This is a genomic window from Hoylesella nanceiensis DSM 19126 = JCM 15639 (genome assembly GCF_000379965.1).
Taxonomy (GTDB): domain Bacteria; phylum Bacteroidota; class Bacteroidia; order Bacteroidales; family Bacteroidaceae; genus Prevotella; species Prevotella nanceiensis.
Genome location: NZ_KB904333.1, coordinates 79,272 through 103,520, shown reverse-complemented (window position 1 = coordinate 103,520; position 24,249 = coordinate 79,272). Strand labels below are relative to the sequence as shown.

Sequence of the window (24,249 nt, the reverse complement as noted above, 5' to 3'; positions counted from 1 at the left end):
TACAATTTCCCAAATTTTATTGTTTACGATTGTGGTAGTAGTAGTTTGATTCATAAATCGATTTATTTGAGAATACCAGCATTTGTATCCTTATTATCTAGCTCTATATCTTGAGCCTTTGATTTCAGACCATGATCCCACCTCCACGAGAAAGTAAGGAGAATATGGTTACCCGCCTCAAGGTTGCGTTGATATAACATCTTTCGCACAACATTATTCGTTGTTATGACACTACTATTCGTTCCAGTAGATTGCAAAGGTTGCTCCCATACCAATCCTAATTGATAGTTCTTCCACTTGTACATCGCGCTAAGAGAGCTAGCGTATTCATTGTACCAAATACTCTCAGCGTGTAGGGCATTGTAGCGACTACGTATGTTAGCCGAGAGATAAAGCTTACCTAAATAACTCTCAACTCCCAAATTGCCAAAGAAAAAACCACGGCGATTATTGTAAAGTTCGCTATCAGCGTGGTAGTGAATGTAACTTCCCGTGCCACTCAATACCAGTTTATTTTGAAATAATGCATAGCGCAAATATGCCGTCAAAACCAATTGTTTGAAGTCACGTTGATTTCCGACACCATTGTCAAAAAAGACGTGTTCATTCTCTTCTTCCGTACGAGTTAGGGTTGGCATAATTGCATTTTTGTTGTATGCATATGTCCCTTGTAACATAGCATAGCACTTTTGAGTGTAATAAGCTAACGTTAGCGAATGCTCAATGTGATTAAATGGCTTCAAACCAGAATTTCCCACGCGACGCTCCCATTGGTCAATCTGATACGCAGCATTATTCATAGAACTCAGGGCTGGAAGACGAGATGCAAGATTGAAATCATACTCCAAACTCAGACGTTGATTGATGGCATAGTTGAGTTTACCGCTTGGGCTAAACATCTGCTTGTGGTAACGATCACTTTGTTGTTTGTAATACTGATCTTCTATGGCCAAATTTGCACTGCCTGAAAATTTTCCCCATCGACCATCTAGCTGAACGTAGACCTTAGAGCTAATGTTTATCATCTTTCCTTCGTTAGATGCGCTACTCGTATAGTGGTTTTTTGTGTGCTCATAGAAGGAATGTATACCAGAAGTCAAACTACCCCATTCGAAATCCTTGCTGTATCTCGCTTCTCCAATAACTGATGATTTCTTTCCTTCCACACCATAGCTAGTTTGAAAACCATTGTCCTCTTGGTTATAACGATAATCGTAGTCTGAGTTGATAGACGTACCCACCGCATTAAACATAAGTACCTGCTTGTTAGGTAGATATTTCTTGAAATACAAGTTGAGCGCATTTGAATTATATTCGTCTCGATTATGGGTGTGATAAATGTAGTCGCTCTTTCCGGTTTCGCGAACGAGGAACGACTTTTTCAGCTTAGGAGTACGATGCGATGTGATATAGCCTTGTACCTGAAACACGAAATTGTTTGGCTGTGTAAAATTGTATTTAAGCGTTGTACCGTGCGTAGCCGATAGAGTACGCATCAATAGACTTTGTTGTTCAATCTTATGCCAAGAATTATTTGGTAAGAGATATTGTCGTAATTCTTCTGATTCTTGACGTGAATAGTTTTGGTAGTCTTCATTTTGATTAATGGAGAACTGGGATTTATCACGAATGTAAGTGGCAAAGATATTGTTGTTTCCTCTCTTGAAAAGGATAGAATTGGTGGTGTTCATTCCCAATGATATTCCATTTCTAGCTTGTTTGAGTACGATATTAATTGCCATCGCGAGTTGATCACCATACCTCATACCTGGTTTACGTACGACTTCCACGTATCGTATCTGTTTAGGGTCTAATACTGCCACTTCATTGGCATCGGCAGGGATGTCATTAATCAATATCGCCACCCCACCCGAAGGATCAAGAGAGCCTATGGTGCGATTAAAAGGATTAATATCCAATAGTGGAATGGGGAGTTTTTGTAATAAATCCAGTCCCCCTCCCGAGGTCTCTGTTTGTTGCTTTGAGGGATAGATAGCTTGCTTGTCGGCTGTAAAAACATTACGATGGATACTAACCATGACTTCTTTCAGCTGCACACTTTGAGGAGACATTATTAGTGTGCCTAAAGATAAAGATGCTTCCTTGTTTACTTGTACTTCTGCAATGTAGTCTGCATACCCTATATGTGTGCATACAAGAGTGTAATTGCCCGGATTGACACCCTTCAGAATGAATGTTCCATCAGAAAGAGATTGTGTTCCTTCCATTACTTGTGTTCCTTCCAGTGTGCGCATAGTTATGTTTACGCCAACAATAGGGGTGTTAGATGAGTCTGTTACAACTCCTTGTATATCAGCTGCTTGTAGGCATATAGAATACAGGGTAGATAAGAGAATGATAGAAACTGTTTTCATTATAGTAATGCTTTAAGTCTTTTGGTTATTGCGTTATATCTTTCGAACTTTTGATTCATGTTCTCGAATAATTGTGTTGTATTCCCAGCGCGAGAATTGCACTCCGTAACGTCGGAGTACCCAAACTCACTCTGTACAGAAATAAACGGCCATATGACAAGTTTATTGTACGTTGTCAAACAAAAGTGCACAACTGCAAATGTAGTTATTTACTCTGATATTTCATTGTTGTATTATCAAAAAAATCTTTTGTTGATTGAATTTTGCTTTATTATTTCTCTTATCTTTTTGATTTTCTCCCCTTGCCCTAAATATACGTCTTTGGGTGTAAGATTATCTAACGATTCATGAAACCTTCTCTCATTATAATATTTCACCCACCCATCGATAGCAGTTTCCAATTCAGGGGGACAAGAAATGTACTTTTGTTTGATAACGTACAGGGATGAGTTGGGCTTAATTTTATAGACAAAAGAATTCTAAAAAGATGATGGGAAAACAAAATAAAAGGCAGGATTTCTATATAGAAACCCTGCCTTTGCCGTATGAATATTAATTAACTACTATTGAGGATCGTCTGTCTTTTGAGTTAATTTTTTATTAAGATTTCCCTCTCTTTGTGGGATCGGATAGAGAGTGATCTCCGTATTATTCCTACTTTTATTTGATTTATTTTGAAATCATTGTTTAGTCTGCCACAGGGCGAATAGAACCTGCAAGACTACGAGTGAAGTTTGTAAATGGACTTACTAGACTATTCGTAATGTCTAAAGCGCAACCCGCACTCAAAGAGGCTGGAATTCCCGTCCAATAATATCCTCTACTCTTTACACCATATAGATTACCTTTAGAGAAAGTGCGTGAGCCTATTGCGGGATAGTAAATAGTAGATGGTGATGTTGCATCTTTTGTGTAGAAATGCCAACCATCGTCCCAAGCACCAAGGGCATTGATCTTAGCTCTATTAGATTCAGAAACACCAGTTGTTGTGATGCCAGAGAAGGTATTCTTAGGAGGCATATGGAAGCCAACTGGGTTAGGATCGTAAATGGTTTTTATGATGGTGTTGGTAGTTTCCTGTTGCTTTGTTGTATTCATAGACCACAAGTTGAAGTAACTATAGTTAGTTCCCCACGAATTTCCGTCGTTATAAATCTTCTCAGGATTTTGAATTGCATTGGCAATAGAGATGTCATTACCGCCTTGTTCAACTATATTTCCGCCATAAAGAGTGTTTGTTCCAGGGAAAGCATCTTTACGTCCAAATTGATAAAGAGTTGTAGAATATTCTCTTTCGGTGTATGGATTTTGAGTAATGGTGACATAAGTGATATTCTTTTCGCCATTGTTACCTGCTTCTTGCTCAACCTTCATACGTGCAACACGTGCCACTTCATAGCTTGTTGCCTTCCATTTAAATAGAACATAACCAAGGATATGTCTTGTTAAAGTGAACTTATCCTTTTGATAGTTTGTACATTCGATAGTTTTTAGGGCTTTTGTTTGGTCGAACCAAAGGTGCCAACTCCACATCACTTTGCCGTTATTATCTTTAACAGCAATAACAGCGTTACCATTTTTGATTTTATCTGCAGGCACATGGAAGTTTACAAACGAGTTTGCTCCATCGTTAGTTACAGATAAATTTTCTACAAGTCCATCTTGATCCATCCATACAATAGATGCTTGTGTTGCTGGAGTTGCAGCGTTTTGTAGGTTGATATAAGGACTATTGATATCCTGTCCTAAGTGATCTTTAAAGGTACTTAGAATATCTTGCCCTGTATTAGCTGTCTTATATGAACTTGGGTTGTCTGCACTATTTGTGATAGCATTTCCATATACCAAAGGAATGCGATAGTAACCAGGAGCAGAAATCAAATAACTATTAGCTGTGTTTTGAATAGCATCGTCGCCAGTAGTGTTCGATAAGTTGTAATATTTGCTTGCAGTTCCCTTAGGGGTAGCTGTTTGAAGCACCTTGTTATATTCGTTAAGAAGGTCCTTTAAATCTGCTTTTGTTAAGCTTGCTACGCCTTGTTCTGCAGCATCTCCGCCTTCACCGCTTTCTTTAGACATATTAGTTAACCACGAAGGTTTATTCATTCCTAAGTCAACCCAAGTGCCAGTTTCGGGGTTAAACTCTTCAAAGCCTATAGCTTTCCATTTCACTGCACGTTTTGTTGTGCCATTAGGGTCAATCTTATAACTTGTAATGGTGTAACCTTTTGATTGACTTTCGTTATAAGCTACATTTTCAGGACTGGTAGATTCAAGTACAAAATTCCAAGTAGAATTCTTTTCACTCAACTTATAAGTCTTTGTAGTACCAGCTAACCAAGAGCCTTTAAGTTCGCTTTCTATTTTTGTTCCGTCTGTAAACTGAACATAAAGAACCACATGATTTCCTGTAAGTGTTTGAGGAATCATATAGAAAGTGCAGTTGTCTCCGTCTTTACCGACAATCACTGTGTTAGGATTCTCATTGGTGCTTACTGCAATATTGTCGAGCTTAAACACTTGGCGGTCTTTTAAACTGCTTTCAATCCATGTAGCATCGCTTCCGTTTAAATTGTTAGAAAGAGTGTATCTACCCTTACTTAAAGCATTGCGGATTTCGATTTTATCAATCGTTTTGTTGATAGATAGATTTTGACCAATCGCAAATTTGATTGCAGTTAGAGCGTGACGGAAATCCAATTGTGTGTTAGGTGCAGTACCACGAGTAGCATAATGCACATTGCCAGTACATGCAGTCATCAAATCTTTTTGATTTTTTGCATCTAACTCGTTCTCAAAATCGATATAAGGAGTGCCTTCGTATGTTTCTTCAGAAAGCTTTATTTTAGAGTAGCCATCAGTTATTTGAGGGAAAACAGCATAGAAACGAGCGTATGGTTGCTCCCAAGCCCAAGGAATATAGCGTGTTAGTTTTCCATTGCTTTGGGTGATTTCTTTGTAGAACCATGCAGGTTTTGTTGTTATTCCAGCTTCGGTTGTGCCACGATGTCCCGATGTTGAGAAGTTTTCTGTTATGGTTTTAACTACATTTGCACGAGTTGCTGCACTGGCTTTAACTGGGTTTACACCTTCAATAGTGGTTTCAATAATACATAGTTGATCGGCATTGGTTCCTCTTACAGATAGCTTTTGCGTTGCAAGGTCTGCAGAAGAAAGATGGGGATTAATGGCTCCTCGGGTGATTGTTTGTCCGCTATTAGCGATAGCACGTGTTTGAACATCGTTTATTGTAAACGACACAGGGACGTCATTGTCTCCATTGTTGTCTTTATTCAATAGGTCGTTGTCGGCACAAGAAACAACCGACAAGGTGGCAATACCTGCTAAAAGAACTGTCGATAATGTCTTCTTTCTGTTATAAATAGCTTTGAACAGCTTGTTAATTTTCTTCATACTTCTTCTAAATTGAACTACTTTTAGTTATTACTACTTTGTTAATTGATTATCCTTCGATGTCTGTATCGCTGTTGTCCTCTGTTGCTTCAATCACATTTACATTGGTTGAGGCATTTGCATTGGGACTTGCAGCCATTAAAGAGCTGGCATCGGATAGGTCGAAAGCATAGCTAAGTGGCTTAATATAAGCCTCTTTTACGTGTTTTTGGTTTTTATTCATGTTACTTTTGTATTTTGAATTACATTTAATTCAAGTTTGTTTGAAAAGCAATTGTAGGTTTTCTAATGGCGGTTTAGATCTTTTACGCCATTAAAGAAATGTCGCACAACTATTCGAATACATCTAAAATGTATTGTCGTATATGTGTTGAAATATTATGTTACGCCACAGAATGGTGAACAATATCACTATAATTGCTTAGTTTAAATGACCTGTTTAATTATAGTCTACTTGTTTAAATTTCTAGATACTTTTTTATTAAATGAGTTGCAAAGTTATTTATTTTACTTAATTTGTACAAGGAAAATGCATAAAAAGTATGCGCAAATAAGAAGTTTTGTATTTATTGTTTCTTTATGAAGGTCGTATTATAATTCTTTTTCTGCCTTAGAAGGCGTATTTTAACTATTTATAGAGTTAGTGGTTTGCATTTTAAAGGTATTTTGTGATCTGTAGGATTTAAGGTTTTTCACATGTTAATACATTCTTATAAGAAGTGTTTATATTACTTATTTTTTAGTATTATGCTTGAATTGGTTGTGACAAACACATAAGCAAGTTGATGTTTTCACCTAAGGAAAGTCTATAATGTATTAAGTTAATCATAGTCCTTGTAAATAAAAGCATTGCTTTTGCGTGCCAATAGCGGTGCTTTTAAGGTGTAAACTCATTGCTATTGCAAGGCAAAAAGAGTGCTTTTATATTGAATGTGGAAGACAAAGGGCTTGTGAAAGGAGATTTCATAGCAAAATAAAAGGCAGGATTTCAATACAGAAACCCTGCCTTTGCCGTATGAATATTAATTAACTACTATTGAGGATAGCCTGGATTTTGAGTTAATTTCTTATTAAGATCTCTCTCTTTCTGTGGAATTGGATAGAGAATATTGTGATCTTCGTAATGACCTGTACGCACAACTACTTGCTTAGCGTCAGCATCTTGAGAGTAAAGAATACAAATCTTACCATCATCTCCTGCAGCTGCAGAGGGCGAATCAACAAGCTTATAGCGCAAACCAAGTATGGGGGCGTTAAGCACTTGTTTAGCAATTCCCCAACGACGGATGTGCCATTGACGTTGACCACCTTCTAAAGCAAATTCCACACGCCATTCGTTTTGAATACGTTCACGTAGTTCTTTTTGTGTAGCGCAATAGGTTGGACTAGCCGAATTGGTGTTTTGTAGCTCTGGCATACCCACTCTTTTGCGAACAAGATTCACCGCATCGAAAGCTGATTGACTAAGACCATTGAGCTCGTTTTCTGCTTCTGCATAAGTAAGAAGAACCTCTGCATAGCGTAAAATCTTATAATCTGAGTCCATATGCCAACCATCTGTCTGTGGATCTATTGTAGGATCGAGCCACTTTTGTTGGTTATATCCAGTTGCAGTAGCGTCTCCGTGTGTGCCAATACCTGTTGGGTGACAAGATTTCAAAGGCGCAGTTCTAAGCGTTTTGCCATACATTGTTTCTCCATCGTGTAGCACATTCACCTCCAAACGTGGGTCTCTATTAGCGAAAGGATTTGTTGGGTCGTAGATAGTAGACTTGCTGATAGGTGCTCCGTTGATATCTTCGAAAGCATCAACAAGGCTTTGTGAAGGGTTAAGACCACCCCATCCCTCAGTTGGAAATGCTTCCCAACCAATGAGATACCAGTCTGACTTGTTTGCAAGGAATTGACGTTTAAGAATGGTTTCTTTGCAACTTGCATCGGTAGCACTCCAGAATAGTTCCTTATAACGACCTGTATTGCCAGAATCCCACAATTCATATACGCCTAAATCCATTACTGCTTTAGCTGCATCTCTTGCCACTTGCCAGTCGTTTTGACTAAGAGCTGCACGAGCTTTCATAGCCAATGCGCCTCCTTTTGTGATGCGGGCGTCATTCGCTCCGTCCCATTCTGTAGGAAGATTAGCCGCTGCAAAGTCGAAATCTTCAAGTATATGCTTGTACACTTCGGCTTTAGGTGTGCGTGTAATGTTCTCTTGATCACTTAGTTTAAGTGGCGAATCGGTATAGGGAACATCACCAAATTGTCTGATAAGTTGGAAGTATTGATAAGCTCTAAAGAATCTTGCTTGAGCCAAGATGTTATTCTTTTGAGCGTCAGTCATACTGGTTATATTAGGCGTATTGAGAATAATAATGTTCGCATTGCGTATTGTTTCATAATTACTCTTCCAGCTAAAGTCTTGTGGGTCGTACACTCCTTTAGCCAAATTGCCTTCAGCCCACTTGATACCATGCACGGCATCATCAGAGTTAATGGCTTCATCTGTAAGCCCAACGATGCCTTCTCCGTCCCATTCAGGAGCGCAAGTGTATAGCTTGTTCACCGCTTTTACGGCATCATCGTTGTTCTTCCAGCCATTTTCAGAAGCTACTTCATTGATTGGAAGTCTATCTAAATCGGCGCAAGAAAATAAACTTGTGCCAATAAATGCAGCTATTATATATAAAGATGTCTTTGTCATAACGTTGAGAATGTTAGAATGTTACTTTTAATCCTAATGTCACTTTCTTGATGTTTGAGTAGAAGTTACCACGTGTATCAGATGGAGATTCTGGGTCGATACCATCTAAATGGTCGAAAGTAAGTAGGTTTTCTCCTGATAGATACACTTTAACTCTATCAATACCAAGCTTCTTTGTTATGGCTTGAGGAACGTTATAGCCTAATGTTATGTTCTTTAAACGAACATAAGAAGCATCTTGAAGCCAGAAAGAAGATGTTGCAAAGTTAGTTTGAGAGTTACGAGTTACACGTGGATAGGTGGCATTGTGGTGAGTAGGAGTCCATCTGTCGAGGTGGCGTTTCAACACTTTTCCACTATTAAAGAACGAATAAGCCGATTCCATAGTGTAGTAAGCGTCAACGTCAAAGGCTCCTTGCCATAGCATAGACATATCGAAATCTTTATAGAATAGAGAGATATTAAGACCTGTTGTCCAGCTTGGGAAGTTCTTTCCAATCACTTGTCGGTCTGCAGCTGTTATATCATTGTCTCCTTCAGTCAAGTTCTTATATCTGATATCTCCAAGTTGTTCGCCGCCAGTTCGTTTAGGACCAGCTGCCAGTTCTTCTTTAGTATTGAAGAAACCATCAGCAACATAGCCGTAGAAAGAACCGATAGCATAACCTTCTTTGAACCAATATTTATCGTTATCAGGGTCTGGTCCGTCTGTACCTTTTAAGTTTGTGATCTTGTTTTTCACATAAGAAAGGTTCAAATTAACCGAATAACGGAAGTCTTTTCCAATCTTATTATTGTGATAAACATTAAGGTCAAAACCTGTATTTTCAACGCTACCTGCATTTTGATAAGGTGCTTCTACACCAAGAACTCCTTGAATTGGAAGACGAAGAAGCATGTCGTTAGTACGTTTCTTGTATAGATCTAACTCGAAACCAACCTTGTTTTGCAAGAAACCTGCTTCGATACCAAGTTCGTAGTTGGTTACAGTTGCCCAAGTAAGATTATCGTTTACATAGCGAGATTCATACATACTTGTTGTCAATGTGTTGCCAATTACAGATGTTCCGTATGCGAAAGTGCTTACAGTTGGATAAACATCGTTTTCTTTCAACTCAACATTACCGGTCTTACCCCAGCCAAGTCTGAACTTAAGATTACTGATCCAATTGAACTTATCCTTAATAAATGGCTCCTCAGAAGCTCTCCATGCTAATGAAACAGCAGGGAAATAACCCCATCTGTTGCCCTTCTTAAATACAGAAGAACCATCAGAACGCAAGTTGAACTCAAAGAGATACTTATCATCATAGTCGTATTGTAGACGACCAAAGTATGAACATTGAATCTTGTCTAATCCGTTATCTTCATTTTTTTGACTCTTAGAATCAAGTGCATCTAATGCCTCTTGCAAATCATTAGAGCCACCACCTTTGCGACTTGTCTTTGTATATCGATAGGTATAATCCACCTTTTCATATCCAAGAAGTGCGTTGACAGTGTGGTGTTTAGCAAAAGTTTTGAGATAGTTAGCAAGGAATTGGGTAGTATACCAGTTCCAGTTATAATAATTGTGTTGTCCTTCTCTATCACCAGTGTTGGCAATATTGTTTCCACTTCCATATTCATAGTGAGCCTTAAAGCGTCTATAATCTTGTGCATCGTGGCGTATGTTGTAGAGAGCTTTCAAGCTTAAACCTGCAAAAGGACGTATTTCTGCATAAGCAGAGCCAAAGAACTGACTATTATAAATAGTGGTTTTACCAGTTGCATAACCTTGAAGTGCAACAGGGTTGTTCATACTATTATAATTAAATGTGCCGTCTTCGTTGTAGATTTTGTAGGTTGGAGGGATACGATTCACATAGTGCATCAATGAAGCAGAGCCTTCGTAGTTGTCGTTTGTGATGCCTCTGTAAGCAGAAGCGTTAAGACCTATCGACAACCATTTGGTTACTTTAGAGTCAATGTTCATTCTTCCAGTGAAACGTTTGTAGTTTCTTGCTCTGGTTAAACCATCTTGATAGACGTAACCAACAGAGCCCATGTAAGATGTATTCTGTGAACCTCCAGACAAAGAGACATTGTGTTGAGTCTCTATTGCTGCCTTCTTAAATACCTCTTTATACCAATCTGTATTGGGATGTCCTATTGGATCGCTTCCATCTCTATACTTTTGAATGTCTTCATCGCTAAAAGGTTGAGCTGCATTAGGGTTCTCATTCTTTGTAGCTTCGTTGAAAAGCATAGCATAGTCGGCTGCTCCTAAGAAGTTAAGGTGAGCTGTTGGACTGGTTGAAGACACCATACCAGAATAGTCAATACGTGCTTTTTGATTGTTTTGACCTTTCTTTGTGGTGATAACGATGACACCATTGGCAGCCTGAACACCATAGATTGCAGCCGAAGCAGCATCTTTTAAGACAGAGATAGACTCGATATCTTGAGGGTCGATGTTATTCATTGAACCAGGAACTCCGTCGACAATGGTTAGAGGAGCAGCTGCATTGATAGAGTTTTTACCACGAATTGTGAGGCTACCTGTTTGTGAACCAGGCTCTCCAGAACGTTGAATTGCAGTTACACCAGCCATAGTTCCTGCCAAAGCAGCAGAGACACTTGACACAGGACGACTTTCTAATTTCTCCGAATTGATAGATGCAACCGAACCAGTTAGGTTGGCTTTCTTTTGCACACCATAACCAATTACAACCACTTCGTTGAGCGATTGTTGGTCTTCTCGTAAGATAATGTCGTAAGTTGTTTGATTTCCTTTAACTTTAAAGGCTTGAGGAGAGTAGCCGATGTACACCACTTTGATAGTTGTACCCGGTGCTACTGAAAGAGAGAAGTGGCCGTTTACGTCGGTAATCGCACCAGTTTTATCTCCATTTAGTTCACTGATCGAAGCGCCAATAATAGGCATTCCGTTCTCATCTTTAACCGTTCCCGAAATGGTTTGGGTTTGTTTTTGCTCATTGCTAACACTGTTTTTGTTTGGTGCTGCAAATGAGTTGATGGGCGCAAAGGCTAATAACCCTGCAGTTAAGGCTATTAAGCGTGCACTGCTTTGATGCGGAATAGTCCGCTTTTGTTTAGGTTCCATAATTCAATGAGTTTGTATAGATAGTAAAATTTATTAGCAAAAGGTTGTCGTAAGGTTAACAACTAAATGTGTTTTGTTGTGCTATAAAAGTAGTAAAAGAACCCAATACTCAATAACTTACAATGTTATTTTACTGAATTTTAACAATAAAGATGTTCTATTCTTCCTTTTTTTACGTTGTGTGCGCAACTCAATTATTTGATAATCAGTGAACTTATGGAAACTAAAAGGATAGCTTTTGTTTCCTAATTGCATTGAGATTGCAGTGCAATAGCATTGCTTTTAGATAGTAATATCAATGCTTTTGAGGTGGAAACGAAAACGAGTTCTCAACTCATTGCAAATCAATGGGGTAGAGAACTCGTTGAATTGAATGTTTATCCTCGTCGAAACAACGGGGCATAAACATCAACTATGGGGTTGAATAACCTAATTATCTTAGTCGATAAAACGCTTAGTAATGTTGTGATATTCGTCTATTCGACGGTCACGAAGGAAGGGCCACCAGCGTCTAACCTGCTCACTTCTTTGTAAATCGATTTCAACAATAGTGCATTCTTCTTCTGTTTCAGACGCACGATAGATGAATTCGCCTTGCGAACCCGCAACAAATGAGCTTCCCCAGAAGGTAATTCCTTGTGTTTGTTGTGATGGATCGGGTTCGAATCCCACACGATTTACAGCGATAACAGGCAATCCATTTGCCACAGCATGGCCTCTTTGAACAGTTGTCCACGCTTCTCTTTGGCGTTGTTTCTCTTCTTCTGCATCGCTACTTTCATAGCCAATGGCAGTAGGGTAGATTAATAATTCAGCTCCATTCAATGCCATTAGGCGTGCAGCTTCAGGGTACCATTGATCCCAACACACTAAAATTCCGAGCTTACCCAATGAAGTTTGGATGGGAGTAAAGCCCAAATCGCCAGGTGTAAAGTAGAACTTTTCGTAATAAGCAGGGTCGTCTGGAATGTGCATCTTGCGGTATTTGCCAGCAATACTACCATCTTTTTCAATCACAACAGAGGTGTTGTGGTATAGTCCTGCAGCCCTTTTCTCGAATAACGAGGTTACAATTACAACGTTATTTGCTGCTGCAATCTCGCTAAAGAAAGCGGTAGAAGGACCAGGAATGGGCTCTGCTAAATCGAAGTTGTCTACAGTTTCGATCTGACAAAAATAAAGACTGTTATGCAATTCTTGTAGAACAATGAGCTGAGCACCTTGTTTTGCAAGTTGTTCAATGCCCTTTTTCAAGCGTTGCATGTTGTCGTTTATATTGTTAGTGTTGTGTTGTTGAATGAAACCAACCTTTATTTTATTTTGCATTATCGTTGTTTTTAGGATGTTATTGATTAGAGAATACCTTCTGCTTCTTGTGGAATTTGCATTGTAAGGCAATGCAATGAGCCGTGTTGTTCGATGACAATTTGAGCATCTATACTAATAATTTCTCTGTCAGGAAACGCCTCTTGCAACACTTCGGCAGCCTTTTTATCGTTCTCAGGCTGATTATATGTAGGCAAAATAACGGCATTATTGATAATAAGAAAGTTGGCATAAGTAGCAGGAAGACGTTGATTTTCGTCGTCATAGATAGCCTTTGGCATTGGTAACTCAAGCAAACGATAAGGCTTATTGTCGAGTGTTTTAAGGGCAATTAGTTGTTCTTTAAGAGCCTTAAAGTCGTTATATTGCTCGTCGTTTGTATCTTCGCAACCCACATAAACAATGGTGTCGTTAGGTGCAATGCGCACAATTGTGTCGATATGTCCATCAGTGTCGTCGCCAATTAGCTCACCATGATCTAACCAAACCACACGTTTTGCATTAAAAAAGCCAATGAGTTGTTCTTCAATCTCTTGCTTAGTAAGGGGCTGATTGCGGTTAGGTGCCAACAAACAAGTGCTTGTTGTGAAGATAGTTCCTTCGCCATCGCTTTCAATAGAACCGCCTTCTAAAACGAAATAATTGCAGTCTTGCCACTTACCTTTTATAATATTGTTGTCGCAAAGATATTGATTGATAGCGTTATCATATTGCGATTCGAACTTCTTTCCCCATCCATTGAACTGAAAATCCATGTAAACAGGTTGGACAGAACCATCGTTTTGCTTTTCAAGAAGGGTGATAAAGCCATGATCTCGTGCCCAAGTGTCGTTCGTTTTACATTCAACTACCGTCACATTTTGCATCAATTGTGGTCCTAACTCATCGTTAAGCATTTGCAAAACCTCTTCTTTTTGCTGAGCAACAACTAACACTTTCTCGTATTTTGCAATGGCTTTAGCCAGTGAGAGCAATGTTTTATAAATCTCATTGAGGTATGGACACCAGTCAGTTTCAGCGTGTGCCCATGTCAACATCACGCCTTTTTGAGGATACCATTCAGCAGGTAACACTCTATTTTGTTGTTCGTTTTGTGTCATTTGGTGCAAAGTTATACATAATAATCATAGGAAATGGAAAAATAAAGAATAAATTTATTCTTTTAATAACTAGGTGAAAAAAAACTAGTAACTTTGTAACTCTAGAGTAAAAGAATATTAGAATGAAGCTAGAATTAAAAGATATACCTTTCGAAACCATTGGTTCTGCGTCCTCATATAGCTTGTCTTTCACCGTCGAAGGACAAGAGTTGGTGAGCATCTACACCACCAATGCCAGTGAAATGGGGTGCTTGTTTGAGTATATTTTAGGCTTTAAGCCTTATAAATCGGGGTATATCAGTATTGATGGAGCCGTTGTTGACACCCAATCGGCAGCCTATTTCAGACAGAGTATGGCTTTTGTTCCAACTCATTTTTGCGAGTATAAAGAGAGTGTTATCGACCTTTTTCATCTTCATTTAAAAGCAAACGACAACAAAGAAGCTCATTGCAAAGAGCAATTAAAGCAGATATTGAAAGAAATAGGCATTGATAAAGAAATTTTGAAGCAGAAATATTGCAGTTTAACTCCATTCGAACAACAGGCAATACTCTTGTGTTTTTCGATTGTTTCGCCTAAAGATTTGGTGTTAATAGACCATCTATGGTGCGATGAAGAGAATGAAGGACACACCATTATTCAATATCTTTTAAATAAAATAAGAGAGCAGGGGAGTGGCATTTTAGCTGTAACAAGCAGCGAAATCCTTGCCAATAGCGGAACAAAACGAATCAATGTATAAAGCATTGAACATTGAAGTAGATTGAAAAGAACAATATAACAGAATTAAAACGATAGGCTTTAAGGGCATATCTAAAGTAAAATAAGAACATAATAAATATATGACACTATCTTTTTTTAGTTGCATTTTTATCATCATATTGTTGTTCCTTCCTATGTATATATTATATAATGTAGGTTCAACAAAGCAAAACCGAGTGTTTGTTGCATTGCTAAAGATGGGCATTGGTGCAGTGGCTGTAGGCTTAGTGATATACTATGCCATGAAAATAAATAACGCCTTTGTCAACATCCTCTTATCTCTTGTGGCTCCATTGTTAGCCACTTACGCTGCAACATTAAAGAAACTGCCCCATAGAAAGCATTTCTTTACTCCCTTGCTCATTGCCAATTGTGCCGTATTTCTATTGCTTGTGTTGCCTGCTCACTATGCTTTGTCAGGTGCAGACAACTTCTTTTCGGCACAATATCTGCTACCTTTGTTGCCCATAACCTATTGTTCGGTAGCCGTTTCCACAGCAAAAGGAATAGACACTTATGCCAATGGATTGCTAAATGATGGTAAGTTATACTATTATCTACAAGCAAACGGAGCCACTCACAACACTTCTATTGGCTATTTGTTGCGTCGTGCCATCGAAAAAACAACAATAATGAACCTTAAACCCTTGTGTCTTGTGGTTTCGGGAACAGCTCCTTGGATCTTATGCGCAATGATAATGTGTGGCATTGGCATTGGAGAAGCCCTTGTTGCACAGGTAGTTTGCGCTCTACTTGCATTCACTTCGTCTATCGTGTCGTTGTTCATTTGCCTAACAATATCGCAAAAATACACCTTCGATCCATATCAACAGTTTAAACAATAGACGATGAATAAAAAACACATACTATATCTTTTTAGCATTATCTTGTTCTTTTCGTGTGGTGATTTGAAAGAATCGAGGCGCATTTGGCAGGATAAACACACGCAGAAAATTGTTAAAACCGTTGTTCAAGAGATTGACAAAGAGCTGAACAAAGAAAGCAAATCGAAGAAAATAGAGGCAGTGTCGGATACGGGTTCTACTGTTAGTCGAGTGCTTTTGCCTGCAAAAATCACTCAAAAACCAGAGCAATTGATGTATAAAACTGCCTATGTGGTGTCGTATAACAGCGAAACTAAAACGCCAAACTATGTGGCTTGGTTGCTAACGGCGGCTCACACAAAGGGCAAGCATAAACGAAACGGAAATGCTTTTCAACCTGATCCTGAGGTGAAAGGAGTGCAAGTAACTACTTTCGACTATGTTCGTTCGGGCTATGATCGTGGACATATGTGTCCTTCTGCAGATAATAAGTGGAGCGAAAGAGCACAACAAGAATCATTTTTGATGACCAATATTTGTCCGCAAGCACCCAATTTGAATTCAGGAGACTGGAGTGAATTAGAGCAAATGTGCCGTAGTTGGGCACGCAAATGGGGCGAAATTCACATCGTTTGTGGTCCTATCAATCCACAAGAAAAAGGCCGTCGCATTGGTCCTAACAAGGTGTTGGTTCCCAAAGGCTTCTTTAAAGTGGTGTTATACAATGGCTCTTCGCCTAGAGCAATAGGCTTTATCTATCCCAATGATGATACAGATAAGCCCGTAAAAGCTTATGCAACATCAGTAGATGAGGTGGAACGCATCACAGGTTTCAATTTTTTTGCATCGCTAGACGATAAGATAGAGAACGAAATTGAGAAGAATTATAATTTTAAAGATTGGGATACTTCTAACTAATTCTTCTTCCTTCGTAATGCAATGACAATCAATTGATTTTCAAAATACATCGTTCATTAAAAGTAAACTCAATGTCTTTACCTTGTAAAAGCATTGAGTTTATTCGTTAAAAGCAGTGCTATTCTAAGTCAAAAGCATTGACTTTAGAAATCAATTGCAATGACTTACGTTGAGAACTAAAAAGTACTTAAATTCTAAAAATAAGACTACTAAAATGAAAGTGCAAAGATTAAATATAGAGAGATCGACGTTGATGAAATGTGAAATAAAGCATATTAAAAAAGAAGAACTCTTTCTTTTAATAAGAAAAAGCGAGATAAAGATTCAAAAGTATAACATTTAACATTAATACTTAATACATGTCAATAATTATGTTTAGTAAAAATAACGACTTATAGCGTTGCAAGTATCAATTTAAAGCAGTACTTTTGCAATACAAGTTTAAACTTTATAACAAGATATGAACCAAAAGACATTAATGAATCGGGCAGCAGATAATATCCGAATTCTAACTGCTGCGATGGTAGAAAAAGCAAAATCGGGTCATCCAGGGGGTGCAATGGGTGGCGCAGACTTTATCAATGTGCTCTTCTCTGAATTCTTAATATACGACCCAAGTAATCCTTTCTGGGAGGGAAGAGACCGTTTTTATCTTGATCCCGGTCACATGTCGCCCATGCTTTATTCTGTTCTTGCAATGCAAGGCAAATTCACTTTGGAGGATCTTCAGCAGTTCCGCCAATGGGGTTCGGTAACTCCTGGACACCCAGAACGTGATATTGCGCACGGAATAGAGAATACTTCAGGTCCTTTAGGACAAGGACATACATTCGCTGCAGGTGCTGCTGTGGCAGAAAAATACCTCGAAGCGCATTTAGGACACGAGGTAATGCAACATAAGATATATGCATTTATATCTGATGGAGGCATTCAAGAAGAGATATCTCAAGGCACTGGTCGCTTAGCAGGAGTGCTTGGATTGAATAATCTCATTATGTTCTACGACTCAAACGATGTTCAACTCTCTACAAACTGCGATGTTGTGATGAGAGAAGACACCGAAATGAAGTATAAATCATGGGGTTGGAACGTTATAACTATAAATGGTAATGATGTTGATGAGATAAGAAAAGCATTGACATTAGCTAATCAAGAGACCGAACGTCCAACGCTTATTATTGGTAAAACCATCATGGCTAAGGGCGCAGTTCAAGCAGATGGTACCAGTTATGAGGGCGACTTTAGAACACACGGCGCTCCTTTAGGAGGAGATGCCTATATCAATACAATCAAAAACCTTGGTGGTGACGTTGAAAACCCATTCGTTATCTACGACGATGTTGCTGAACTCTATGCAAAGAGAAATGCAGAACTAAAAGAGATTGTAGCAAAACGTCAAGCAATTGAAAAGCAATGGGCTGCTGAAAATCCAGAAAAAGCAGCTAAAATGGCTGAATGGTTCTCTGGAAAAGCACCTAACATCGATTGGAGTAACCTCGTTCAAAAGCCTAATTCACCAACAAGAGTAGCTTCGGCAGCATGTCTTGGTGTTCTAAGTGAGCAGGTTAAGAATATGATTGTGTCGTCTGCTGACTTGTGTAATTCAGACAGAACAGATGGATTCCTTAAGGATACGCATAACATAATACGTGGAGATTTCTCTGGAGCATTCTTCCAAGCGGGTGTAAGTGAGTTGACTATGGCATGTATGTGCATTGGTATGTATTTGCATGGTGGTATCATTCCTGCTTGTGGAACATTCTTTGTATTCTCTGATTACATGAAGCCTGCAATTAGAATGGCAGCTTTAATGCGTGTTCCTATTAAGTTTATTTGGTCGCACGACGCCTTTAGAGTGGGCGAAGATGGTCCTACTCACGAGCCAGTTGAGCAAGAAGCACAAATAAGATTAATGGAAAAGCTTCGTAACCACAATGGAGAAGACTCTGTAAGAGTATTCCGTCCTGCTGATGTTAATGAGACAACAGTGTGCTGGCAGATGGCTATGGAGAACATGAATACACCTACTGCATTGATATTCTCACGTCAAAACGTAGACAACTTGCCTGAAGGTACAAACTATGATATGGCTCGTAAGGGTGCATATGTAGTGGCTGGATCAGACGAACAATATGATGTTATCTTGTTAGCATCGGGTTCTGAGGTGGCAACTCTTGTGTCTGGAGCAAGTCTTTTGCGTGCAGATGGTGTGAAAGTGCGTATTGTTAGCGTTCCTTCAGAAGGTCTGTTCCGTCGTCAAACAAAAGAATATCAAGAAGAAGTGCTACCAACTGGTAGTAAGATATTCGGCTTAACAGCAGGTTTACCTGTGACTCTCGAAGGCTTAGTAGGTAGCAATGGCGAAGTGTTCGGTTTGAATTCATTCGGCTATTCAGCTCCTTTCACTGTGCTAAACGAGAAGTTAGGCTTCACAGCAGAGAACGTTTACAACTGCGTTAAAACAATGTTGAACAAATAAAAATTACGATATTAATAGTGAATGATTGACATGTTATCTTGTATGATGCAAGGAAATAACAGAAAATCATTCACTATTCTTTTTATCAATACGAACATATTGAAATAGAATATGAAAGCAAAAGTAATAGGATTGGCAAGCGACCATGCAGGATTTGCATTGAAAGAGTTTGCAAAGAAATATCTACAAGAAAAGGGATATGAAGTGAAAGACTTTGGAACAAACAGCGAAGCTTCGGTTGATTATCCTGATTTTGGTCACGCTTTAGCTAACGCTGTTGAGGCAGGAGAAGTGTATCCAGGTCTTGCAGTGTGTGGAAGTGGAGAAGGAATTAGCATGACTCTCAACAAACATCAGCATATTAGAGCTGCTCTTTGTTGGTCTCCTGAGATCGCACACATGACTCGTTTGCACAATGATGCAAATGTATTGGTGATGCCAGGAAGATATATTAGCAACGAAGAGGCTGCTAAAATTATTGATGAATTTATGCAAACCGACTTTGAAGGCGGACGTCATCAAGCACGAATAGATAAAATCGCTGTAGAGAAATAACTTTTCTTTTATTTAAACGCAGTGTCAATATAGGCTTTTATTCTCTTTCTTGAGACAGGGAATAAAAGCTTTTTCAGTTTTAAAACAAATCTTACAGAGGCTATATATAATATAGGTGTAAAATAAAACAATCAGTATTGAAAATGAATAAAGAAACAACTGTACAACAAACCAATGTAGATTTTGCCGTATATGGTGGGTCAAAACCTCATTATCTTATTCTTGATGGATTGCGAGGAGTGGCTGCTTTAATTGTGATATGCTACCATTTATTTGAAGCTTATGCTATTAATCCTGTAGAACAAAGCGTTAATCACGGCTATCTTGCAGTGGATTTCTTTTTTATGTTGTCGGGTTTTGTAATTGGATATTCGTATGATCGTCGAATAGATACGGTGTCTTCGTCTAACTTTTTATTACGAAGATTGATTCGTTTGCAACCTATGGTGGTGATAGGAGCAATACTTGGAGCTGCCATGTTCTACTTTCAAGGATGTGAAATGTGGAATGTTGGCTCGGTAGGACTAAGTTCTTTGTTCGGAACAACACTGCTGAATTGCTTTTTAATACCTTCAACTATGTCTATGGATATACGTGGTTGGGGCGAGATGTTCCCTCTAAATGGACCTTGTTGGTCGCTTTTCTTCGAGTATATTGCTTATGGTTTGTATGCTTTTATATTTAGAAAGGTTTCAACTCGTGTGCTTTGGTGGATTGTTCCTTTGTTTGCAGTGGGATTAACCTATGCTGCTTTCCAAGGAGATTATTGTAATTTAGGCTGGGGATGGGCTCTAACGAAAGAGAATTTCATTGGTGGAATGTTTAGATTGTTGTTCTCTTTCACTGCAGGATTGCTCATTTCACGCACCTATCACCCTGGAATTATCAAGCATCCGTTTATTATTGGAAGTATTGTTTTGGTGGTATTGACTTTTATGCCCAATGTTGGTGGACACGAATACAATTGGATGAACGGCATTTACGATGTCTTCTGCATTACATGTGCCTTTCCTTTTGTAATGTGTATAGGGGCTTCTGCAACGGCAATAAGCGATAGAACAAAGCGAATTGCCACTTGGTTAGGCGATTTATCTTATCCTGTTTATATTGTACATTATCCTCTTGTTTATACTTATTATGCGTGGGTTAAGAACAATGAGTTGCCCTTTAGTAGTGCCTATCCAGCGGCAATAGCTGTGGTTGTTGTCTCAATTGTATTAGCACAACTATGTTTTCGCTACTATGATGCACCGCTAAGAAAATATTTAAGTAATCGATTTGTAAAGTAAAAGCATTGACTTTAGGTCTAAAAAGCATAGTTATTACAATGCAAAAGGAGGCTTATTAACGTGTAATAAGCCTCCTTTTATATAGAGTTAATTATTCTCCTTCTTCCTCTTTAGCCTTCTTTCTGATAGCTCTTTTGCGCTTTGGCTTGTCTTCAAGTGTAGCATCTACGGTCTTAACTCCAGCTAAATCTGGGTCAATCATAATTCTACCGCAATATTCGCACACGATAACTTTCTTGTGCATCTTGATGTCTAACTGTCTCTGAGGTGGTATTTTATTGAAACAACCACCACAAGCATCACGCTGAACGTAAACAATTCCTAAGCCATTACGAGCGTTCTTGCGAATGCGTTTGAAGCTAGATAGAAGACGAGGTTCGATCTTTGTTTCTAGTTCTGCAATTCTTTCTCTTAGCTTTTCCTCTTCTTCACGAGTCTCTTGAACGATCTCATTCAACTCACTTCTCTTGTGTTTGAGGTCTTCTTGACGTTCTTTGATGTTCTCTCTACCTTCTTCTAAGGCGTGAGTTTTCTCTTCTATCTTGATAAGAGCTTCCTTAATCTTCTTTTCGCACAACTCTATTTCAAGACTTTGGTATTCGATTTCCTTTGTAAGAGTATCGTATTCACGATTGTTCTTCACTTCATCTAACTGCTTTTGATAGCGTTCTATGCTCTTTTGAGCTTGATCCATCTCCACACGTTTCTGTGTTACTGCAGTTTGAAACTCACGAATTTCTTGTTGAATCTTATCGATACGCAATGTTAAACCCGCAATCTCGTCTTCTAAGTCTTGTACTTCTAGAGGTAATTCACCACGAAGTGCTCTCTTTTCATCTATTTCTGACAAGCTTGTTTGTAGTTGATAAAGAGTCTTTAGCTTCTCTTCAACCGACAATTCAATAGGATCTTTTTTTGCCATATTATATATATATTATTGGATTTGTATTGATTTTAGTGATAAAACAGGGTACTCCTGGACAGTTATTCTCGATGATTGATTTAAAAATCTCAGTGGTATACTGTTCGCTTTGATAGTGACCTAAGACCGCAATTTGTATCTTTTGCTCTGTATCAAAGTAGTCGTGATAATGCATTTCGCCCGTAATGAAAGCGTCTGCACCTGCTTTTATAGCATCATTCAATAGGAATGAGCCCGCACCTCCACACAAAGCTACCTTTGAAATGGGGCGTTTTAAAAGTTCATTGCATTGAGCGCAATCCACATCGAAAGTGCTTTTTAAAAGCGATATAAATTCATTTGCATTTAAAGGTTGTGCAAGTTGACCTATAACACCGCTTCCGCCAGCTACTCCGTCAACATCTTTTGTGTCTCCAAAGAATTGCAAGTCGTGCATATTTAGCTTCTCTGCAATCTTAAAGTTCACTCCATTCACTGCGCTATCTATATTGGTGTGCATTGCAACAATAGTAATATTGTTTTGCAAAGCCTTTATAACACAGCGTTGAACGAGTGTTGTATCGGTGACACAAGATAGCTTTTTAAATATCAATGGATGATGTGCTACAATGATGTTACAGCCTAATTCGATGGCTTCATCAATCACTTCTTCGGTCACATCCAAACACAATAATGCCCCTGAGCTTTCCGTCTCTGTCAATCCTACTTGCAAACCGGCATTATCATAGCTCTCTTGCAAGGGCAGAGGCGCGAACTTTTCAAGGGCATGAATTACGTCTTTAATTTTCACGCATGTATATTTTAATGAACTACAAAGTTACAATTTTATTTTGATAGATGATTTTTAGAATCCTGCCTGTTAAGATTTTTTAAATTATAAGTGAGGTGATTACCCTTTTTATGTTGATGAAATTCCACCTTAGAAGAGTGGAAATAGTATTGAAAATGACCTGTTTTAGATAAAAAAGCAGTGTAATTGTATTTAAATTAGTGTGAGTTTGTTATTTAAAATAAATAATATTACTTTTGCAATACACAAGGAAAAACAATGAATATAGGTTTATGAGAAAGCGAGTAGAAAAGAAATTAAACCATCATTTGATGTTACCTATAAAGTTATTTATGGGTAGAGAGAAGTCGGGCGGTATCGTTTTGCTTCTCAGTGTTGTGTTGGCTATGGTCTTAGCCAATACAGATTTTGCTACAAGTTACTTTCATTTCTTTGAGCAAGAGGTAGGAATGATTGTCAATGGACAAACTTATTTGAACTATTCTTTGCATCATTGGATTAACGATGGCTTAATGGCTGTTTTCTTCTTTGTGGTTGGTTTAGAGCTAAAGAGAGAATTTATAGGAGGCGAACTGGCAGATGTTAGAAACACCATACTACCCATTGGAGCTGCCATTGGTGGTATGCTTGTTCCCGCTTTGATTTATACAGCCCTCAATATAGGCACACCTCACGCCATGGGTTGGGGTATTCCGATGGCAACCGACATAGCCTTCGCCTTAGGAGTGGTGTATCTTTTAGGCAATAAGGTGCCCCTTTCGGCAAAAGTATTCTTAACAACTCTTGCCATAGTAGACGACCTTGGAGCAGTACTTGTTATTGCCTTCTTCTACACTTCCGAGCTTTCTGTGGTGAGTTTGCTCTTTGGTTTAGCCTTTCTTGCAGTGATGTTTATTGGCAATAGATTAGGAGTTAAAAATCTATTCTTTTACGCAATACTTGGGATAGGAGGCGTTTGGGTCACCTTTTTACTATCAGGTATCCATGCAACTATCGCTGCAGTGCTTGCCGCTTTTATGATTCCAGCCGATGCAAGAATAAATGAATCAGTGTATATCAAGCGTTTAAAGAAGCAATTGAAACGTTTTGAACACGAAGAATCCAATGACGTTCGAATCTTAGAAGAAGGACAAGTGGGCGTGTTAGCAACCATCAAGCGAGACACCTCCATTGCTATTCCTTTGCTACAACAGCTCGAACACACCTTAGCCCCAGTGGTAACATTCCTCATTATGCCCATCTTTGCCATTGCCAATGCAGGTATTAGCTTCACCAATCTAAGTATATCAGATATCTTTTCCACCCATGTTGCGCTCGGAGTAGCTTTAGGTTTGCTCATTGGAAAGCCTCTTGGTGTGGTAGGTGCAACCTTCTTAATGGTTAAAATGCGTTGGGCAACCTTGCCAAGTGCCATCACCAAGCGCACAATGGTAGGTTTAGGTATGCTTGCTTCCATAGGTTTCACCATGTCGATGTTTATTTCTACACTTGCATTCGACAACGAATTGTGGCTGACACAAGCAAAAGTGGGAATCTTTTTGGCTTCCATTTTAGGCGGAATAGGAGGTTATATCCTTCTAAATCAGTCACCAAACAAAAATAAATAATATTTACTTGTCTACTGATATTAACCCTATATTCATTAATTAACGTAGCATAAAGAACATAACAAACACAAACACTT

Annotated in this window: 17 protein-coding genes; 7 read left to right on the top strand and 10 right to left on the bottom strand. The window is 38.7% G+C overall.

Annotated features, from left to right (window positions below; all coding sequences use genetic code 11):
- Positions 1-62 precede the first annotated feature (62 nt).
- The 8 genes from A3GM_RS0109325 to A3GM_RS0109290 form a co-directional block, all read right to left on the bottom strand.
- Positions 63-2,375, bottom strand: coding sequence for a carboxypeptidase regulatory-like domain-containing protein (locus A3GM_RS0109325; RefSeq protein WP_018363104.1), 2,313 nt, complete (start codon positions 2,373-2,375; stop codon positions 63-65).
- Between the two features lie 236 nt (positions 2,376-2,611).
- A complete protein-coding gene (locus A3GM_RS11195) occupies positions 2,612-2,752 on the bottom strand; it encodes a transposase (protein WP_238299380.1) in 141 nt (46 codons plus the stop codon).
- 310 nt (positions 2,753-3,062) lie between these two features.
- Entirely contained in the window at positions 3,063-5,789 is a 2,727-nt protein-coding gene (locus tag A3GM_RS0109315; protein ID WP_018363102.1) for a fimbrillin family protein, read from the bottom strand.
- 49 nt (positions 5,790-5,838) lie between these two features.
- Complete coding sequence (locus A3GM_RS11640; RefSeq protein WP_018363101.1) at positions 5,839-6,012, bottom strand: hypothetical protein; 174 nt, start codon at positions 6,010-6,012, stop codon at positions 5,839-5,841.
- Positions 6,013-6,822: 810 nt separating this feature from the next.
- Complete coding sequence (locus tag A3GM_RS0109305; protein ID WP_018363100.1) at positions 6,823-8,493, bottom strand: RagB/SusD family nutrient uptake outer membrane protein; 1,671 nt, start codon at positions 8,491-8,493, stop codon at positions 6,823-6,825.
- A 13-nt stretch (positions 8,494-8,506) separates the two neighbouring features.
- Positions 8,507-11,599: a SusC/RagA family TonB-linked outer membrane protein gene (locus tag A3GM_RS0109300; protein WP_018363099.1), complete on the bottom strand. Its 3,093-nt coding sequence runs from the start codon at positions 11,597-11,599 to the stop codon at positions 8,507-8,509.
- A 438-nt stretch (positions 11,600-12,037) separates the two neighbouring features.
- Positions 12,038-12,925, bottom strand: coding sequence for a carbon-nitrogen hydrolase (locus tag A3GM_RS0109295; RefSeq protein WP_018363098.1), 888 nt, complete (start codon positions 12,923-12,925; stop codon positions 12,038-12,040).
- Between the two features lie 26 nt (positions 12,926-12,951).
- Positions 12,952-14,025: an agmatine deiminase family protein gene (locus A3GM_RS0109290; protein WP_018363097.1), complete on the bottom strand. Its 1,074-nt coding sequence runs from the start codon at positions 14,023-14,025 to the stop codon at positions 12,952-12,954.
- Between the two features lie 122 nt (positions 14,026-14,147).
- Here A3GM_RS0109290 and A3GM_RS0109285 point away from each other — a divergent pair, with 122 nt between their 5' ends.
- The 6 genes from A3GM_RS0109285 (at position 14,148) to A3GM_RS0109255 (ending at position 20,853) form a co-directional block, all read left to right on the top strand.
- Positions 14,148-14,768 (top strand): ATP-binding cassette domain-containing protein, encoded by a 621-nt coding sequence (locus A3GM_RS0109285; RefSeq protein WP_018363096.1) that lies wholly within the window; start codon positions 14,148-14,150, stop codon positions 14,766-14,768.
- A gap of 100 nt (positions 14,769-14,868) precedes the next feature.
- Positions 14,869-15,633 carry an ABC transporter permease gene (locus tag A3GM_RS0109280; protein WP_018363095.1) on the top strand — a complete coding sequence of 255 codons (765 nt, stop codon included), beginning with the start codon at positions 14,869-14,871 and terminating at the stop codon, positions 15,631-15,633.
- A gap of 3 nt (positions 15,634-15,636) precedes the next feature.
- Positions 15,637-16,530, top strand: coding sequence for a DNA/RNA non-specific endonuclease (locus A3GM_RS0109275; RefSeq protein ID WP_018363094.1), 894 nt, complete (start codon positions 15,637-15,639; stop codon positions 16,528-16,530).
- A 460-nt stretch (positions 16,531-16,990) separates the two neighbouring features.
- Positions 16,991-19,009 carry a transketolase family protein gene (locus A3GM_RS0109265; RefSeq protein ID WP_026216177.1) on the top strand — a complete coding sequence of 673 codons (2,019 nt, stop codon included), beginning with the start codon at positions 16,991-16,993 and terminating at the stop codon, positions 19,007-19,009.
- A gap of 111 nt (positions 19,010-19,120) precedes the next feature.
- Positions 19,121-19,564 carry a ribose 5-phosphate isomerase B gene (gene rpiB / locus A3GM_RS0109260; RefSeq protein WP_018363091.1) on the top strand — a complete coding sequence of 148 codons (444 nt, stop codon included), beginning with the start codon at positions 19,121-19,123 and terminating at the stop codon, positions 19,562-19,564.
- 143 nt (positions 19,565-19,707) lie between these two features.
- Entirely contained in the window at positions 19,708-20,853 is a 1,146-nt protein-coding gene (locus tag A3GM_RS0109255; protein WP_018363090.1) for an acyltransferase family protein, read from the top strand.
- Between the two features lie 91 nt (positions 20,854-20,944).
- Here A3GM_RS0109255 and A3GM_RS0109250 read toward each other — a convergent pair whose 3' ends face one another.
- Both A3GM_RS0109250 and A3GM_RS0109245 read right to left on the bottom strand, forming a co-directional pair.
- Complete coding sequence (locus tag A3GM_RS0109250) at positions 20,945-21,775, bottom strand: zinc ribbon domain-containing protein (protein WP_009227202.1); 831 nt, start codon at positions 21,773-21,775, stop codon at positions 20,945-20,947.
- Between the two features lies 1 nt (position 21,776).
- On the bottom strand, positions 21,777-22,565 hold the full coding sequence (locus A3GM_RS0109245) for a Nif3-like dinuclear metal center hexameric protein (protein ID WP_018363089.1): 789 nt from the start codon (positions 22,563-22,565) through the stop codon (positions 21,777-21,779).
- A gap of 272 nt (positions 22,566-22,837) precedes the next feature.
- Here A3GM_RS0109245 and nhaA point away from each other — a divergent pair, with 272 nt between their 5' ends.
- Positions 22,838-24,172: a Na+/H+ antiporter NhaA gene (nhaA, locus tag A3GM_RS0109240; RefSeq protein ID WP_018363088.1), complete on the top strand. Its 1,335-nt coding sequence runs from the start codon at positions 22,838-22,840 to the stop codon at positions 24,170-24,172.
- The last annotated feature ends 77 nt before the right edge of the window (positions 24,173-24,249 follow it).